We start from the raw sequence: 16,620 nt of genomic DNA, 5'->3' as shown, positions 1-16,620 counted from the left end.
TTCGAATGGGGTGACCGCACATCGCAATAGTGGGGCTCCACTTAGGATCTACGAGACCGAGTGAGGAGGCGGGGGATAATGTCTTATGAGAGCGGCGATTTCGATCGTGTGGTCCGGTTCGACAACCGGCTACTCGGCTCGGTAGACAACGCACCGCACATCAACGCCGGGCCGACACCGCTGGGAATTCCAGGACGTCCACAGCTGAGTTTGGTACCCGAGCACATCGATGTTGATCCGGAAACCGAAGACGACCAATGGCAGGAACGTGCGCTGTGCGCACAGACCGACCCGGAGGCGTTCTTCCCGGAGAAGGGCGGGTCTACCCGCGAGGCCAAGCGCATCTGCCAGGGCTGCGAAGTGAAGGACGCATGCCTGGAATACGCGCTCGCGCACGACGAGCGCTTCGGTATTTGGGGAGGGCTGTCCGAACGGGAGCGTCGCCGGCTCAAACGCGGCATCATCTGACGCTCCTGACGTCAGTCGTCGTCGATCGTTGGGTCGATGACTGACGGTTCAACTCCCAGATAGGTGGCCACCTGGGCCACCAGGATTTCATGCAGCAGATCAGCAAGCTCATCGGATCCTTTGACCCGGCGCTCGATGGGCTTGCGGAACAAGACAATTCGAGCCCGGGTCGCATTTCCTCTGACGTCGACCCCCGCCGGTATCAACCGAGCCAGGGCGATCGGTCCGTCGGCGATGACCTCAGGCGGCCATTGCACACTGTCCGGATCTTTCGGGGACATCCGCGGGATCTCATCGACGGCGACGTCGAGTTCTCTCAGCCGCGACGCCCACCGCCGTTCGATGGGTTCGTAGGCCTCCAATACCGCCATGTCGAACCTCTCGGCCCGACTGCGCCAGCCAGGAACCGAGCGTGGAAGCAGCGGCCCGCGCATATCGCGGCCGCGACGCGATCGCCATGGGTTGCGCTGGGCCACGCCGATGATCGTAACGGTTCGGGATCGGGGCCCCGCCGGCTGCGCGTGTCCGGCACCGCACAGCGACCGTCCAAAGTAATCTCTGGAGCGTGAATGTTCCCCGTCGCTGCTGCCGGCCCGGGTGCCCGCACTATGCCGTGGCGACGCTGACTTTTGTCTACTCCGACTCCACGGCGGTAGTCGGACCATTGGCCACGGTTTCTGAGCCCCACTCCTGGGATTTGTGCGTCGGCCACGCCGGCCGTATCACCGCGCCGCGCGGCTGGGAGCTGGTCCGCCACGCGGGGCCGCTACCCACCCATCCCGATGAAGACGATCTGGTGGCGCTGGCCGATGCGGTCCGCGAAGGCCAGCCCGGCGCCGTTCCCCGCCGCGGTGTGGTAGCCGGATTCTCCGATCCCACCACGGGCCTGGCGACCAGTGCGGTGACAGCGCCACCGGCGCGTCCCGCCGAGACCAACGGACGCCGTCGCGGCCACCTGCGGGTGTTGCCGGACCCCAGCGACTAGGCCTGGTTAAGACCTGATTAGACGACGGCCGGGCCACGAGTAGTGAACGTGTCGAGGCTTCCCGACGGCTAGGCTGGCGCCAACGAATCCGTTTCACAAGGAGCAATATGTCTAGGCCAGCGGCGGCTGTTCACGATGTCATCAAGGCCTATGACGTCCGGGGGCTGGTCGGGAGTCAGATCGACGAGGCGTTCGTGTCCGAAGTCGGCGGTGCCTTCGCTCGTCTGGTCCGCGCCGAGGGCGCCGCGCAGGTGGTGATCGGCTACGACATGCGGGCGAGTTCGCCGGCGCTGGCAGCCGCATTCGCAGACGGAGTCACCGCCCAGGGCCTCGACGTGGTCCGGATCGGCCTTGCTTCCACCGATCAGCTGTACTTCGCATCGGGCCTGCTGGATTGTCCGGGCGCGATGTTCACCGCGAGCCACAACCCGGCCGCCTACAACGGGATCAAGCTGTGTCGGGCCGGGGCCAAGCCGGTCGGCAAGGACACCGGGCTGGCCACCATCTCAGATGAGGTGATCGCCGGCGTGCCGGCGTTCGACGGGCCCGCCGGTTCGGTGTCCGACCGCGACGTGTTGTCGGACTACGGCAGCTTCCTTCGCTCCCTGGTCGACCTCAGCTCGCTGCGGCCGCTTCGCATCGCTGTCGACGCGGGCAACGGCATGGCCGGACACACCACTCCCGCGGTGCTCGGGCCGATCCCCGGTGCCACGGTGCTCCCGCTGTTTTTCGAACTCGACGGCAGCTTCCCCAATCACGAGGCCAATCCACTGGACCCGGCCAACCTCGTCGACCTGCAGGCCCACGTGTTGGCCACCGGCGCCGACATCGGATTGGCGTTCGACGGGGATGCCGACCGCTGCTTCGTGGTCGACGAACTCGGCCGTCCGGTGTCACCGTCGGCAGTGACCGCGCTGGTGGCAGCCCGTGAGCTCAAGCGTGAAATCGGAGCCACGGTGATTCACAATCTGATCACCTCGCGCGCCGTTCCCGAACTGGTCGTCGAGCGCGGCGGCACCCCGGTGCGCTCCCGGGTCGGACACTCCTACATCAAGGCCCTGATGGCCGAAACCGGTGCCATCTTCGGCGGGGAGCACTCGGCCCACTACTACTTCCGTGACTTCTGGGGCGCCGATTCCGGAATGCTCGCGGCCCTGCACGTGCTGGCCGCACTGGGCGAGCAGGATCGGCCGCTGTCGGAGTTCATGGCCGACTACCAGAGATACGAGGCGTCCGGGGAGATCAACTTCACCGTCGCCGACGCCCCGGCCTGTGTCGACGCCGTGCTCAAGTCGTTCGCCGGCTCGATCCAGTCCATCGACCACCTCGACGGCGTGACGGTCGACCTCGGTGACGGCCGCTGGTTCAACCTGCGCACGTCGAACACCGAACCGCTGCTGCGGCTGAACGTGGAGGCACGCACCGCCGAGGACGTCGCCGCGCTCGTCGACAGAGTTTCGGCAGAGATCCGTGGGGTGAGCGAGCCGGTGCCGTGAACGCCGTGGACGCTGCGGTCGACCTGGACGACGGCGACGGACTGCTCGCCGCCGACCGCAACGGTCTGCTGCGGGCCTCGGCCATGGCCGGCGCACAGGTGCGGGCCACCGCGGCGGCCCTGGCCGAAGGCGTGCTGGATTCGTTGCGGGCGAATCATCCACCGCGCACGGTGATTTGGGTTGCCGGTCGCGGCACCGCGGAGAACGCCGGCGCGATGCTGGCCGCCGCGCTCGGCGCGTCGGTCTCGGCGCCCATCGTGGTGGCAGCTCAGGCCCCGCCGTGGCTCGGGGCGCTGGACGTACTGATCGTGGCAGGCGACGATCCGGGCGACCCGGCTCTGGTGAATGCGGCGGCCACCGGCGTGCGCCGGGGAGCCCGGGTGCTGATCGTGGCGCCGCACGAGGGGCCGCTGCGCGACGTGGCGGCCGGCCGGGCGGTGGTGCTCGCACCCCGGCTGTGGGTGCCCGACGATTTCGGGCTGACGCGGTATCTGGCCGCCGGCCTGGCGGCACTGCATGTGGTGGATTCGGGTATGCGCGTGGATCTGGCCGCGCTTGCCGATGAACTGGACGCCGAGGCGTTGCGCAACAGCGCGGCACGAGACCTTTTCACCAACCCGGCCAAGACATTGGCCGAGCGGATGTCGGACAGCGCCGTGGTGCTCGCCGGCGACAATCCGGCCACGTTGGCACTCGCCCGGCACGGTGCGGCGGCGATGCTGCGACTGGCCGGAGAAGTGGTGGCCGCGGCCGGGCTCGGTGATGTGCTCGCCGCGATGGGCAGCGGGGCGGCCGGGGTGCCCGGGAAGCGATCGCTGTTCCATGACGAACAGATCGACGGGCCGCTCCCGCGCCGGATGCGCACCTTCGCCTTGATCACCGACAGCGAACGACAAGCGGTGAGCGCACGGGTGAGCGGCTTCGACGACGTCGCGGTGATCGGCGCCGAGGACGTGCCGGAGCCGGCCGGGGCGAGCCTGCCGGTCGGGCGCCCCGAACAACAACTGGCGATCCTGGCTGTCCGAATGGAGATGACGGCCGTGTATTTGAAACTGGTTCGAGGATAAGAAGTGCATCTGCTACGGGGAGCGGTGCGGACCTATGCCTGGGGTTCGCGCACGGCAATCGCTGAATTCACCGGAAGGCCCAGCCCGACAATCCATCCGGAGGCCGAACTCTGGCTCGGAGCGCATCCGGGCGACCCGGCGTGGCTGCAGACCGAGCACGGTGAAGAATCGCTGCTGCAGGCAGTGCACGACGACCCCGAGGGCCAATTGGGCACCGTGGCGATCGCCCGATTCGGTGATGCATTGCCTTTCCTGGTCAAGGTGCTGGCTGCCGACGAACCGTTGTCGTTGCAGGCGCACCCCAGTGCCGTCCAGGCCCGGGAGGGTTTCGACCGCGAGGACCGACTTGAGATTCCGGTGTCCTCGCCGATCCGCAACTACCGCGACCGCAGCCACAAACCCGAATTGTTGGTCGCCTTAGGGCAATTCGATGCACTGGCCGGTTTCCGGCCGGTGGATCACACCGTCGAGTTGATGCGCGCACTGGCGGTCTCGGACCTGGACCCGTTCATCAACCTGCTCTCCGATCAATCCGACGCGGACGGGTTGCGGGCGTTGTTCACCACCTGGATCACCGCGCCCCAGCCTGATCTCGACGTTTTGGTTCCAGCTGTTCTCGACGGAGCGGTGCACTACATCCGTTCCGGGGAAAAGAAATTCGCCGCCGAGGTCAAAACGGTGCTGGAGCTGGGGGAGCGCTACCCGGGCGATGCCGGCGTGCTGGCGTCCTTGTTGCTCAACCGCATCAGCCTGCAGTCCGGGGAAGGCATCTATCTTCCCGCGGGCAACCTGCACGCGTATCTGCACGGGGTCGGCGTCGAGGTGATGGCCAACTCCGACAACGTGCTGCGCGGAGGGTTGACCCCGAAGCACGTCGATGTCCCCGAACTCCTGCGGGTGCTGGACTTCACGCCCACCCCCGATGAGCGGCTGAGGCCGGAAACCCTCACGGACGGACCGGAAACCATTTACCAGACACCGGCGCAGGAATTCGCGGTTTCGGTGCTGTCGGTCGAGGGTGACCGCCTCGGTGACGAGATCGACGTGCGCTCCCACCACGACGGGCCGCAGCTGTTGTTGTGCACCGAAGGTGCGGCGGTGATCTACGCCGACGACGACAAGCTGACCGTGGAGCGCGGCGCGGCGGCGTGGGTGGCGGCGCAGGACGGCCCAATCCGGCTGACGGCCGCCGAGCCGACGAAGTTGTTCCGCGTCACCATCGGGATCTGACGGCTCAGTCGCGGGCGGCGAGGGCTGCCTCGGAGCGGTCGGGGCGACGGCGTTCGGCCAGCCAGGCCTTGATGTTGTGGCGGATCGCACGTCCGACGATCCGGGGCGGTGGTGTCAGCCAGAGGCTGTCGAGCATGCTCGTGCGCCGCAGAAACCACTCGGCCAGTACGGGATCCGTCTCAGCCGCGCCCAGGAATTGGTCGAAGAGACCGAACAGCGGGCTGAACCAGAACGCGCGGTCGCCCTCGGCCCCGTGCTTGACCTGGTCGGCGACCGAGTTCATGGTCCACACCGGGTAAGTGGTTTTCGCGGTTCGCCTCGCCAGCCGGGGAATCAGGTCCTGGGTTCCTTCTGCGAGCACCTGGCGCAGGTTGGCGGCCTGCACGGTCGACATGGTCACGCCCTGGCCGTACGTCGGATTCAGGCTGACCACCGCATCGCCGAAGGGGAAGATTCCGTCCGGGAACCGGCTGAGTTTGTCGTACCGGCGCCACTTACTGACCGGGTAGCGGTGAAAGTTCATCCCGCCCACTGCCTCGCCGGCGCGTAGCGCAGTCGCGAGGTGCGGTGGCAGGGCGGTCTCGCCCAGCCGTTTGATCCCGGCGAAATCATTCGGCGGCTCGGCCTTGGCGACGCCGAACGCCGTCACCGTCCAGATACCGTCCTCGTGGAACAACATGCCCATACCCAGACCGCTGTCGTGCGCCGCGCTGACGACGACCATCTTCTCGGTGATGAGCTCGGCCGGGATTCTGACGCGTTGCGACGCATAGGTAACGCCGACTTTGATCGATTCCTCGGGCGGTCGCTCGAAGCCCCACTGCTCCATCCACACCGGCAGCCGACTGCCGCGCCCGGACGCGTCGACCACCATGTCGGCCTCGACCTTTTCACCATCGTCGAGCACCAGCCCGGTCACTCGTGCGGCACCCGGGTCGTATTGCGGCTCGCTCACCCCGCGGCGCAGGACCTGCACGTTCGGCAAATCCGACACCCGTCGGCGTATCTGCCATTCGAGCTGCCCGCGGCTGGGCACGTAGGCGGTGAAGTTGGACTCAAGCGTCTGGCCGGTGCCGAGCAGATGGCCGCCGGCTTCGAAGTGAATAGAGCGCGGTCGGTTCTCGACCACCGGAACGTTCGCAGCCACCATGTCGCCGAGCAATCCGGGAAACAGCGCCTCCAACTCGTCGGCCCCTCGGGCCATCAGCAGGTGGACGTGCTGCCCCTGCGGGATGGCGCTGCGGTTCACCGGCTCGTCAGGCAGTTCGTCACGTTCGTAGACGGTGACGCGATCGTAGTGATCGGCAAGTACCCGCGCGGCGCACAGGCCGGCGATGCTGCCCCCGACGACGACTGCATGGTTTCGCGAAGTGTGGTGATCGGTGCTCATTAGACGGCTACGGTACTGCGAACCTGGCGTGAACCGAGCCGGAATGAGCGGCAACGTCATTTGCCATCCCTCTGCTATGGGGCCTGCAACAACTCATGGCACAATGCCGTGGCTAAGAGTGTGATGCAGCTCTCAGGTTGCTACCCTCTTCGGGAAACTCACATGTCAACGGATGGGGAAATGACGACGGTCGGCGACGCGGATGACACGGCAGAGCACTTGCACCCTCCCGTGGTGGAGGCCCTCTCCTTCGCGACGACCCGACTACGGTTCGATCCATTCATCGATATCGATTGGAACGCAACCGAGAATGCCCTCGATGCCGATGATCCTCGCTGGGAGCTCCGCGTTGATGCCAGCCCGCTAGCGGCGACCGCGTGGTACGCCGAGCAACCGCTTCAAAAGCGTGTGGACATGGGAAGATGGATTACCGCCAATACCTTCAAGGTCGGGATCCAGTTCGAGATGATCCTGATTCGCGGCGTGGTGCATTACGCGGGGAAACTGCCCAATTCCGATCCGGTTTTTCGGTATCTGATGCATGAGGTAACAGACGAATGTAACCACATTCAGATGTTTCAGGAATTCATCAATCGAAACGGTCAAGACGTTCCTGGCATGCGGCGGATGTCTCGAATCTTGGGCCCTCTCGTGGGTTTCATCAGCGGATATCTGAGTGTCCTGCTTTTCATCGGTGTGCTCGGCGGTGAACAGCCGGTGCACTTTCAGCAGACGCTTCTCTTGCGCGGGAGCCGACGAATGCCGCCGCTGTTGAACCGCATCATCTATATCCACCTGGCGGAGGAAGCCCGTCATATTTCGTTTGCCGACGACCATTTGGCTGAGCGTGTTCAGTACTCGGGGCGGTGGAAGCGGGCTGTGTACGCGGTGATGTTCCCGCTCTTCCTCCGATGGCTGATGGGTGAGATATTCACCCCGCCAAGGGCGTTCGCACGCGAATTCCAGGTGCCACGCCGAACCTTCAAGTCCGCCTACTGGCGGAGTGAATACTCGCGGCAGATGATGGCCGAGTCGGCCGCGGATGCTCGGCGAGTAGCCGATCGTCTCGGACTTCGGTCGGTCTGGTCGCGTTGGATCTGGCGGGCGCTGGGCATCGACGGTCGATTACCCCGCTACCGTGGTGAGCCGAATCGATTGTTCGAAAGTGCGACCGTCTCGCAACTTGCCGAGATTCGGACGACGGTTTGGGCTCGACTTGCCGCCACCGCGATCATGGCGGCCGTTGCCCTGGTGATCACTCCCGACGGAGCGCAGATCATCGCGGCCGCCGCTGCCGGAGCAGGGGTATGGGCGACCTACCACATACTGCGGGAGCGACGTGGTGGCGTGGTCGGCAACCAGCCGTTCGAATGGCCGCGACTTTTGGTGTGGGTGGTGGTGTGCATGGCCATGATTCCCGTCGGCGGCCTCATCGGGCTGGCGCTGGTGGTGCTCATGATCCTGGCGCTCGCCGAATTCCTGCCGACCCTCTGACGTGTGTCCGATTTCAGACCGGTTTGTGGAAGGTGTAAACCCGGTACTGAATGAAGCCGAGCTTGGACAGCCACTTCATCCAGCGGGTACCCACCGATAGAACCTTCTGCGCATCCGCTGATCCCTGCTCGCGGCAGAACTTCAATATGAAGGGGTAGGTGGGCAACGTGTTCTTCCGAATGTTGCGGTTCGCCTCGAGGACAAGGCCCGCACGCTTGCCCATGGATTTATAGCCCCGCAACGGAACGCTGCCGAGCGTGCCGTAGGACTTCGCGATCCGGGTCCGGATGACCATCCAGAACGGTGTCTTGCCGAAGAACGACAGGGTGGGCACGAAGTCCGACACCGCCAGGTAGCCGCCGGGCTTGAGCACCCGCGCCGCTTCGGCGAGGAACTTCTCGCGGGACGGGAAGTGAAAGATGCACTCGACGGCCAGGACCCGGTCGAACGAGTTGTCTTCGAACGGCAGCCGGCAGGCATCGGCTTCCACCCAGCCGATCTTGTTGCCGTCGACCGGAACGGCCTGGGCCTCGGCGGCCTGGAGCTGGCGCGGGTCGATGTTCAGGCCGGTGAGGTCCATACCGGAAAAGGTGCGGTTGATCTGCTGGATCGTCCCGCCGAAACCGCAGCCGGCGTCGAGCAGCTTCTGTCCATCGGAAACCTTTGCGGCCTCGAGCAATACGACATTCATCTGCTCCATGGCGGCGACATAGTCACCCGGCGTGCCATCCGCAGTGCTGGGGTCCTCCCAATAGCCCCAGTGCACCTGGTCCTTCCACAGCTGGCCGCTTTCACCGCCGTCCTGCCGTTCATCAATCAGCAGGTCGAAGTACGGAAGGTCGGCCACGCGCGAACCGTATCACGATCAAGGCCAAGTGTGACGTAGGTCCCATTCCTGCCCAAGGGCACAGTTGGGCGGCAGTTTGAGGGTCCTACCCGTCTGGACGCCACCGCGATGGGAACATGGCGTGACCCGGCCACGACGAGAGGCGTCACTACCTATGTCTGCCCTTCGGCGAACGAAGTCTGTCGAGCAGTCCATTGCCGACACCGACGAGCCCTCGACCCGGCTCCGCAAGAACCTCACCTGGTGGGACCTGACGGTTTTCGGGGTGTCGGTGGTGATCGGTGCCGGCATCTTCACCATCACCGCCTCCACCGCGGGGAACTTGACGGGGCCCGCGATCTCGATCGCGTTCGTGATCGCGGCTGTGGCATGCGGTTTGGCCGCCTTGTGCTATGCGGAGTTCGCCTCGACCGTGCCCGTGGCCGGCAGCGCCTACACATTCTCGTATGCCACGTTCGGTGAGTTCGCGGCATGGATCATCGGGTGGGATCTGATCCTGGAGTTCGCCGTCGCGTCAGCGGTGGTGGCCAAGGGGTGGTCGAGCTACCTCGGAACGGTGTTCGGATTCGGCGGCGGGATAGCCGATTTCGGAGGTGTGGAGGTCGACTGGGGCGCGCTGCTGATCATCGTGTTCGTGACGATCCTGCTCGCGATCGGCACCAAGGTCTCGGCGCTGTTCAGTCTGCTGATCACGGCCATCAAGGTCGGGGTGGTGTTGTTGGTGGTGGTGGTCGGCGCGTTCTACATCGACGTCGCCAACTACACCCCGTTCATCCCGCCGAACCAGGCCGGTGAGAGTGCCAGCGGGGCCGACCAGTCGTTGTTCTCATTGTTGACCGGGGCCGAGGGGAGCCACTATGGCTGGTACGGCGTGCTGGCCGGCGCCTCGATCGTGTTCTTCGCCTTCATCGGGTTCGACGTCGTCGCCACGACGGCCGAGGAGACACGCGATCCGCAACGCGACGTGCCGCGCGGCATCCTGGCCTCGCTCGGCATCGTCACGGTGCTCTATGTCGCGGTGTCGGTGGTGCTCTCGGGCATGGTGTCCTACACCGTGCTGCGGGATGCGCCGGACGGCCACGCCAACCTGGCCACGGCATTCGATGCCAACGGGGTGCACTGGGCGGCGAAGGTGATCTCGGTCGGAGCGCTGGCCGGCCTCACCACGGTGGTGATCGTGCTGATGCTCGGACAGACCCGGGTGTTGTTCGCGATGTCGCGCGACGGCCTGCTGCCCCGCAAGTTGGCCGTCACCGGTAGTCACGGGACGCCGGTCCGGATCACCGTGATCGTCGGTGCGTTGGTGGCGATCGCCGCGTCGGTGTTTCCGATGGGGCGCCTCGAAGAGATGGTCAACATCGGCACGTTGTTCGCCTTCGTCTTGGTCTCGGCGGGCGTCATCGTGCTCCGCCGGACCCGGCCCGACCTGCCGCGCGGATTCCGCGTGCCAGGGGTGCCGATCCTGCCGATCGCCGCGATCCTGGCGTGCTTGTGGCTGATGCTCAACCTGACCGGGTTGACCTGGATCCGGTTCCTGCTGTGGATGGCGATCGGCGTCCTGGTGTATTTCGCATACGGCCGGCGCCACTCTGCGCTCGCCAACCGGGGCGTCACCACCGTTTGAGCCCCGCCTCTGCGGACCCCTTCCTTCCCGACTGTCCTTCCCGACTGTCCTTCCCGACTGTGACCTGCTGCACTCATTGTGGTTTACAAATGCTGCCTCGATGTCTAGACACGCGACAATGAGGCGCATATAGTCAAGTCATCGCAGTGACAGCACTCACACAAGGAGGCTCATCGTGGTGGCCGAACTCTCGAACGGACCGGACGTCTCAGACGTCGGACAGTGGCGAGACAAGAAGCGGCATCTGTGGCTGATGGGGCTGATCGCCCCGACGGCGATCTTCGTGATGCTTCCCCTGGTGTGGGCGCTCAATCAGGCCGGTTGGCACGTCGCAGCACAGGTACCGCTGTGGATCGGACCGATCCTGCTCTACGTCCTGCTGCCGCTGCTGGATCTGCGTTTCGGCCCCGATGGGCAGAACCCGCCCGATGAGGTGATGGAGCGGCTGGAGAACGACAAGTACTACCGGTACTGCACGTACGTCTACATCCCGTTCCAGTACGCGAGCGTGATCATGGGGGCCTATCTGTTCACGGCGTCCGATCTCAGCTGGCTCGGGTTCGACGGCGGGCTGGGCTGGCCGGCCAAGATCGGCATCGCACTGTCGGTGGGTGTGCTCGGAGGGGTGGGCATCAACACCGCACACGAGATGGGGCACAAGCGCGACTCGCTGGAGCGCTGGCTGTCCAAGATCACGCTGGCCCAGACCTGGTACGGCCACTTCTACATCGAGCACAACCGTGGCCATCACGTGCGGGTGGCCACGCCCGAGGACCCCGCGTCGGCGCGCTTCGGTGAGACCTTCTGGGAGTTCTTGCCGCGCAGCGTGTTCGGCAGCCTGCGCTCCTCGTGGGAGCTGGAGGCCCAGCGACTGCGCCGCCAGGACCGCTCGCCGTGGCACTGGTCGAACGACGTGCTCAACGCCTGGGCGATGTCGGTGGTGTTCTGGGGGGCGCTGATCGCGATCTTCGGCCTCGGCGTCATCCCATTCATGCTGATTCAGGCCATCTACGGTTTCAGCCTGCTGGAGTCGGTGAACTACCTGGAGCACTACGGGCTGTTGCGGCAGAAGACCGCGAGCGGCCGGTACGAGCGCTGCGCCCCGGTCCACAGCTGGAACTCCGACCACATCGTGACCAACCTGTTCCTGTACCACCTGCAGCGTCACAGCGATCACCACGCCAATCCGACACGCCGGTACCAGACTTTGCGCAGCATCGACGGCGCACCCAACCTGCCGAGCGGCTACGCGTCGCTGATCGGGCTCACGTACCTGCCGCCGCTGTGGCGCAAGGTGATGGACCATCGGGTGCTGGAGCACTACGAGGGTGACATCACCAAGGTGAACATCGCCCCGCGGCTGCGGGAGAAGGTGTTGGCTCGGTACGGCGCCGGTGAGGGGGCCGCCGACGAGCGCTTGCGCGAGGAGCCGAGGGCTGGAGCATGAGCGCCTACGAGTGCCCCGGGTGCGGCTACGTCTACGACGAAGCGAAAGGCGCTCCGCGAGAAGGCTTCCCGGCTGGAACCGCATGGGATCGGGTGCCCGATGACTGGTGCTGCCCGGACTGCGCGGTGCGGGAGAAGATCGATTTCGAACCGATGGAGGTGAAGAAATGAGCCAGGACTACAAGCTGTTCGTCTGTGTTCAGTGCGGATTCGAGTACGACGAGGCCAAGGGATGGCCCGAGGACGGCATCGCTCCGGGCACCCGCTGGGACGAGATCCCTGATGACTGGAGCTGCCCAGACTGCGGTGCGGCGAAGGCGGATTTCGACATGGTCGAGGTTGTGCGGCCTTGACCATGTCGAGCGACGTGCTCGAAACCGGACGGGAAAGCGATATTGTCGCCCGTGTGAGTCGGCCGCGAGAAAAGCAGCGCATCCCGTACGCGGAAGCGTCGCGCGTGCTGCTGCGGGATTCGATCCTCGACGGTATGCGCGAATTGCTCCTGACCCGGGACTGGTCGGCCATCACGCTGTCGCATGTGGCGCAGGTCGCCGGAATCAGTCGCCAGACGATCTACAACGAGTTCGGGTCGCGCCAGGGCTTGGCCGAGGGATATGCCATGCGCCTGGCGGACCGGCTCGTCGACGCGGTCGACGACGCGATCAACAACAACGTCGGGGAGGTGCACGCGGCGTTCCTGGAAGGCTTCCGGGCCTTCTTTCTCGAATCCGCCGCCGATCCGCTGGTGATCTCGCTGTTGACCGGCGCTTCCAAACCCGACCTGCTGCAGATCATCACCACCGGCAGCGGGCCGATCATCAGCCGGTGCTCAGCCCGGCTGACCGGGACCTTCCAGAACAGTTGGATGAAGGCCAGCGATGAGGACGCCGGGGTACTGGCCCGGGCGATCGTGCGGCTGGCGATGAGTTACGTCTCCATGCCCCCCGAGGCCGATCATGATGTGGCCGGTGACCTGGCCCGACTCATGACGCCATTCGCAGAGCGCTACGGTGTCATAGATACCCCATAGCTGTCAGTGCGCCGCCGCTTGAATCGCATGAGCGCCTGTCCCGCGAGCCCGCAGGCTAGAGGTATCGGCACGTGGCGTGGCCGCTTGGCGCCCGCGTGCGCTGGCAAGCAATCACGAATGAAAGAGGGCTCTACATGACCGAGTTGAAGGCCGACAGCCGAAACGGCATCGACTTCAAGGTGGCCGACCTGTCTCTGGCCGATTTCGGCCGCAAGGAGATCCGCCTGGCCGAACACGAGATGCCGGGCCTGATGGCTCTGCGTCGCGAGTACCACGACGTACAGCCGCTCAAGGGTGCACGCATCTCCGGCTCATTGCACATGACCGTGCAGACCGCGGTGCTGATCGAGACGCTGGTGGCTCTCGGCGCCGAGGTTCGCTGGGCTTCCTGCAACATCTTCTCCACCCAGGATCACGCCGCGGCGGCCGTCGTCGTCGGCCCGCACGGCACTCCTGAAGAGCCCAAGGGCACCCCGGTCTTCGCCTGGAAGGGCGAAACGCTGGAGGAGTACTGGTGGGCGGCCGAGCAGATGCTCACCTGGGAGGGGGAGCCGGCGAACATGATCCTCGACGACGGCGGTGACGCCACCATGATGGTGCTGCGCGGCGCGCAGTACGAGAAGGCCGGCGTGGTGCCGCCCGCCGAGGACGACGACTCCGCGGAGTGGAAGGTCTTCCTCGGGGTGCTGCGCCAGCGCTTCGAGACCGACAAGGACAAGTGGACCAAGATCGCCGAGTCGGTCAAGGGTGTCACCGAGGAGACCACGACCGGAGTGCTGCGGCTGTATCAGTTCGCCGCCTCGGGCGAGCTCTCGTTCCCGGCAATCAACGTCAACGACTCGGTCACCAAGAGCAAGTTCGACAACAAGTACGGCACCCGCCACTCCCTGATCGACGGCATCAACCGCGGCACCGACGTGCTGATCGGCGGCAAGAAGGTGCTGATCTGCGGTTACGGCGACGTCGGCAAGGGCTGTGCCGAGTCGATGGCCGGGCAGGGCGCCCGCGTGCAGGTCACCGAGATCGACCCGATCAACGCGCTGCAGGCGCTGATGGACGGCTTCGACGTCGTGACCGTGGAGGACGCGATCTCCCAAGCCGACATCGTCGTGACCTCGACGGGCAACAAGGACATCATCCTGCTCGAGCACATGAAGGCGATGAAGGACCAGGCGATCCTGGGCAACATCGGCCACTTCGACAACGAGATCGACATGGCGGCGCTCGAGCGGTCCGGCGCCAAGCGGCTCAACATCAAGCCGCAGGTCGATCAGTGGACCTTCGAGGACGGCAAGTCGATCATCGTGCTGAGCGAGGGCCGCCTGCTCAACCTCGGAAACGCCACGGGCCACCCGTCATTCGTGATGAGCAACAGCTTCTCGAACCAGGTGATCGCCCAGATCGAGCTGTGGACCAAGAACGACGAGTACGACAACGAGGTCTACCGACTGGCCAAGCATCTCGATGAGAAGGTCGCGCGCATCCACGTCGAGGCGCTCGGCGGCACGCTGACCAAGCTCACCAAGGAGCAGGCCGAGTACATCGGCGTCGACGTCGAAGGTCCGTACAAGCCGGAGCACTACCGCTACTGAGTTCCTGAAGTAGCGTGACCAGACCCAGAACTGCCCCAAATCGGTTGATTTGGGGCAGTTTTGGCTCTGCTCGGCGAGGTTGGTGACCTCGGCTGGGTCTACTCCTTGTTGCTCTTGTCCTTGGTGGCCTTGGCTTTCGCCTTGGCCTTGGCCTTGGCCTTGGCAGGGCTGTGCGAGCTGCCCTTGTCCGAGCTCGAGGCACTGGAGTTATTGATTCCTGTGCTCGAATCCGCGGAGCTGGAGGTGGATTCGCCCGATTCCCGAGACGTGCCGGTTGCGGATCCGGTGAATCCGTTGCGGGCGTTCTTGACTGCGTCCTTGATGCCTTGGGCCAACGTACGCTGGCTCTTGCCGAACGAATTGTCGGGCCGGGTGGTCGGCGGCTTCGGCAGCACATCGAGCTTCTGCGGTGTTGTGGAGCCGGCGTTTTCGGCTGCATCGCCGGCGGGGGCCTTGGCGACGACCTCGGTCGTGGCTACAGCGTCGGCGGTCGGCAGGCTCACCGCCACCATCTTGTTCGCCGTCGTGTGGGTCAACTCGGTTGCCGCGGCCGCCTCGTCAGACGGCGTGGTGGCAGCAGTTGCGCCGTCGGCGGCCTTGTCTGCGACAGCCTCGGCACCGGTGTCTGTGCCCTGCAGCTTCTTGACGATGTCGTTGACGGCGAGGGCCTTGAGCGCTTCGCGAAGCTTTGTGACGCCGGCGCTTTCGGCGGTATCGCTGAGGATGTCGCCGGTTGCCAGCGGGTGGAGCCCGAACAGCGGGGGCTTGGGGGCGGGGGCATTTCCCTTGCCGTCCCAGTCATCCCAGCCGCTGCCGAGCAGCACGCCGACCGTCTGCGACAGGCCCTGCAGCGCGCCGATCGGGCCGACCGCCTCGCCCTTGACCGAGATGGGCAGCGCACCGAACTTGATGCCCATCCCGATGCTGTTGAAGATCGAGCCGCCGACCGACGGGATGGTGACCTTGTTGCCTTCTTCGTCGGTGTACTCGTAGGTGCTGCGATCGGTGGAGCCCGGGGTGAGCAGACCACCGAAAGCGATGTTGAGCCCGCTGACGGTGACGGTGTCCTTGATCAGGCCGGCATCGTTGATCATCGGTGCGAGGGCGTCGAGGTTGAGGGTGGCGCCGTTGAGGAACGCGTTGACCATGCCGGCCGGTACGCCCAGCAGGCTCGACAGTGCGGCCGTCGAGTCGCTGGCCTGCAGTGCGTTCGAAATCGCCATGGCGCTGTTGAACAGGGCGACCGCAGGGCTGACCACAGGGCCGGCGAATCCGATCAGGACGCCACTGAGCGGTGAGGCCAACACACTCATGACCGCCGAGAAGGTCTCGACGTCGACGCCTTCTTCCAAGAAGCTGGGGAACATGTCGAGCGCCATGCCGTGCATGCCGCCGAGCGTGTGCTTGAGCACCGCGTCCTTGGTGGCCTCGTCCGCACCGATCAGGGTGAGGCCGGTGGCCACCTTCATCACGTTCGCGGTGAACTGCTGCGACACGGCCTCGAAGCTGGACGGATCATTGAACAGCTGCTTGGCGTAACCGATCTGGTTGGCAATCGCCTGTTGAAGGCCGACGCCCGGGGCCAACAGGAAGTTGTCGCCCAGAGTCTTGCCGTTGGCTTTGGCGGTGTCGAGCGCCGCCTGCAGGGGAGCGAAGGGATCCCAGCCGGCCGTGAGTCGCACTGCGTCGGCCTGGATTTCGTGCTGGGCGCCGACAGCGATCGGGGAGATCCCCGGGGCCGCGGCAATCATCCCGGCGGCCGCGACGACAACGCCGGTTGCGGTCAGCCAGTGACGGGTTACTTCTTGCTTTGCACCCACAGCGGTGTGGGGCTGAGCAACGAGATGCACGGCATCTCCTTTCGCATCTGTAAATAATCGGACAGACCATAGCCCAACCAAGTAGTTGCGTCTGCAAAATCTGGGCAATCTACCTAGGTGGCATAAGAGTT

The 16,620-nt window shown here is 65.2% G+C and carries 16 protein-coding genes; 12 read left to right on the top strand and 4 right to left on the bottom strand.

Features of this window, described 5'->3' with window-relative positions:
- Positions 1 to 78 precede the first annotated feature (78 nt).
- A complete protein-coding gene (locus K6L26_RS23190; RefSeq protein WP_019348659.1) occupies positions 79 to 468 on the top strand; it encodes a WhiB family transcriptional regulator in 390 nt (129 codons plus the stop codon).
- Between the two features lie 11 nt (positions 469 to 479).
- Here K6L26_RS23190 and K6L26_RS23185 read toward each other — a convergent pair whose 3' ends face one another.
- Positions 480 to 902 carry a metallopeptidase family protein gene (locus K6L26_RS23185; RefSeq protein ID WP_036388738.1) on the bottom strand — a complete coding sequence of 141 codons (423 nt, stop codon included), beginning with the start codon at positions 900 to 902 and terminating at the stop codon, positions 480 to 482.
- A 131-nt stretch (positions 903 to 1,033) separates the two neighbouring features.
- Between K6L26_RS23185 and K6L26_RS23180 the strand changes: the two genes are divergently transcribed.
- The 4 genes from K6L26_RS23180 to manA all read left to right on the top strand — a co-directional run bounded on the left by K6L26_RS23180 (position 1,034) and on the right by manA (position 5,246).
- Positions 1,034 to 1,453, top strand: coding sequence for a DUF3499 domain-containing protein (locus tag K6L26_RS23180; protein ID WP_221851617.1), 420 nt, complete (start codon positions 1,034 to 1,036; stop codon positions 1,451 to 1,453).
- A 107-nt stretch (positions 1,454 to 1,560) separates the two neighbouring features.
- On the top strand, positions 1,561 to 2,949 hold the full coding sequence (locus tag K6L26_RS23175; RefSeq protein ID WP_019348656.1) for a phosphomannomutase/phosphoglucomutase: 1,389 nt from the start codon (positions 1,561 to 1,563) through the stop codon (positions 2,947 to 2,949).
- Positions 2,946 to 4,016 carry a hypothetical protein gene (locus K6L26_RS23170; protein WP_047038069.1) on the top strand — a complete coding sequence of 357 codons (1,071 nt, stop codon included), beginning with the start codon at positions 2,946 to 2,948 and terminating at the stop codon, positions 4,014 to 4,016. The genes K6L26_RS23175 and K6L26_RS23170 overlap by 4 nt, the downstream gene beginning before the upstream one ends.
- A gap of 3 nt (positions 4,017 to 4,019) precedes the next feature.
- Positions 4,020 to 5,246 (top strand): mannose-6-phosphate isomerase, class I, encoded by a 1,227-nt coding sequence (gene manA, locus K6L26_RS23165; RefSeq protein ID WP_221851616.1) that lies wholly within the window; start codon positions 4,020 to 4,022, stop codon positions 5,244 to 5,246.
- A gap of 4 nt (positions 5,247 to 5,250) precedes the next feature.
- On the opposite strand, the gene K6L26_RS23160 is transcribed toward manA, so the two are convergent.
- Positions 5,251 to 6,636: an FAD-dependent oxidoreductase gene (locus tag K6L26_RS23160; protein WP_221851614.1), complete on the bottom strand. Its 1,386-nt coding sequence runs from the start codon at positions 6,634 to 6,636 to the stop codon at positions 5,251 to 5,253.
- 180 nt (positions 6,637 to 6,816) lie between these two features.
- Here K6L26_RS23160 and K6L26_RS23155 point away from each other — a divergent pair, with 180 nt between their 5' ends.
- Positions 6,817 to 8,130 (top strand): AurF N-oxygenase family protein, encoded by a 1,314-nt coding sequence (locus tag K6L26_RS23155; protein WP_221851612.1) that lies wholly within the window; start codon positions 6,817 to 6,819, stop codon positions 8,128 to 8,130.
- 13 nt (positions 8,131 to 8,143) lie between these two features.
- Here the strand turns inward: K6L26_RS23155 and K6L26_RS23150 are convergent, their stop codons facing one another.
- The gene (locus K6L26_RS23150; protein WP_047038076.1) at positions 8,144 to 8,977 is read right to left on the bottom strand and encodes a class I SAM-dependent methyltransferase; all 834 of its coding nucleotides are present in this window, start codon (positions 8,975 to 8,977) and stop codon (positions 8,144 to 8,146) included.
- A gap of 154 nt (positions 8,978 to 9,131) precedes the next feature.
- Between K6L26_RS23150 and K6L26_RS23145 the strand changes: the two genes are divergently transcribed.
- From K6L26_RS23145 to ahcY, 6 genes are all read left to right on the top strand, one after another.
- Entirely contained in the window at positions 9,132 to 10,601 is a 1,470-nt protein-coding gene (locus K6L26_RS23145; protein ID WP_019346402.1) for an amino acid permease, read from the top strand.
- A 253-nt stretch (positions 10,602 to 10,854) separates the two neighbouring features.
- The gene (locus tag K6L26_RS23140) at positions 10,855 to 12,048 is read left to right on the top strand and encodes an alkane 1-monooxygenase (RefSeq protein WP_235624394.1); all 1,194 of its coding nucleotides are present in this window, start codon (positions 10,855 to 10,857) and stop codon (positions 12,046 to 12,048) included.
- A complete protein-coding gene (locus K6L26_RS23135) occupies positions 12,045 to 12,218 on the top strand; it encodes a rubredoxin (protein ID WP_019346400.1) in 174 nt (57 codons plus the stop codon). The genes K6L26_RS23140 and K6L26_RS23135 overlap by 4 nt, the downstream gene beginning before the upstream one ends.
- Positions 12,215 to 12,400, top strand: coding sequence for a rubredoxin (locus tag K6L26_RS23130; RefSeq protein WP_019346399.1), 186 nt, complete (start codon positions 12,215 to 12,217; stop codon positions 12,398 to 12,400). The genes K6L26_RS23135 and K6L26_RS23130 overlap by 4 nt, the downstream gene beginning before the upstream one ends.
- A 53-nt stretch (positions 12,401 to 12,453) precedes the next feature.
- On the top strand, positions 12,454 to 13,077 hold the full coding sequence (gene alkX, locus K6L26_RS23125) for a TetR family transcriptional regulator AlkX (protein WP_036390006.1): 624 nt from the start codon (positions 12,454 to 12,456) through the stop codon (positions 13,075 to 13,077).
- Positions 13,078 to 13,211: 134 nt separating this feature from the next.
- On the top strand, positions 13,212 to 14,669 hold the full coding sequence (gene ahcY, locus K6L26_RS23120) for an adenosylhomocysteinase (protein WP_019346397.1): 1,458 nt from the start codon (positions 13,212 to 13,214) through the stop codon (positions 14,667 to 14,669).
- Positions 14,670 to 14,767: 98 nt separating this feature from the next.
- On the opposite strand, the gene gjpA is transcribed toward ahcY, so the two are convergent.
- Complete coding sequence (gjpA, locus tag K6L26_RS23115; RefSeq protein ID WP_221851611.1) at positions 14,768 to 16,519, bottom strand: outer membrane porin GjpA; 1,752 nt, start codon at positions 16,517 to 16,519, stop codon at positions 14,768 to 14,770.
- Positions 16,520 to 16,620 lie beyond the last annotated feature (101 nt).

The sequence above is a fragment of the Mycobacterium farcinogenes genome (genome assembly GCF_019739075.1).
GTDB lineage: Bacteria > Actinomycetota > Actinomycetes > Mycobacteriales > Mycobacteriaceae > Mycobacterium > Mycobacterium senegalense.
Note: the sequence above shows the minus strand (reverse complement) of the source record. Positions and strands in the feature narration are given on the sequence as shown.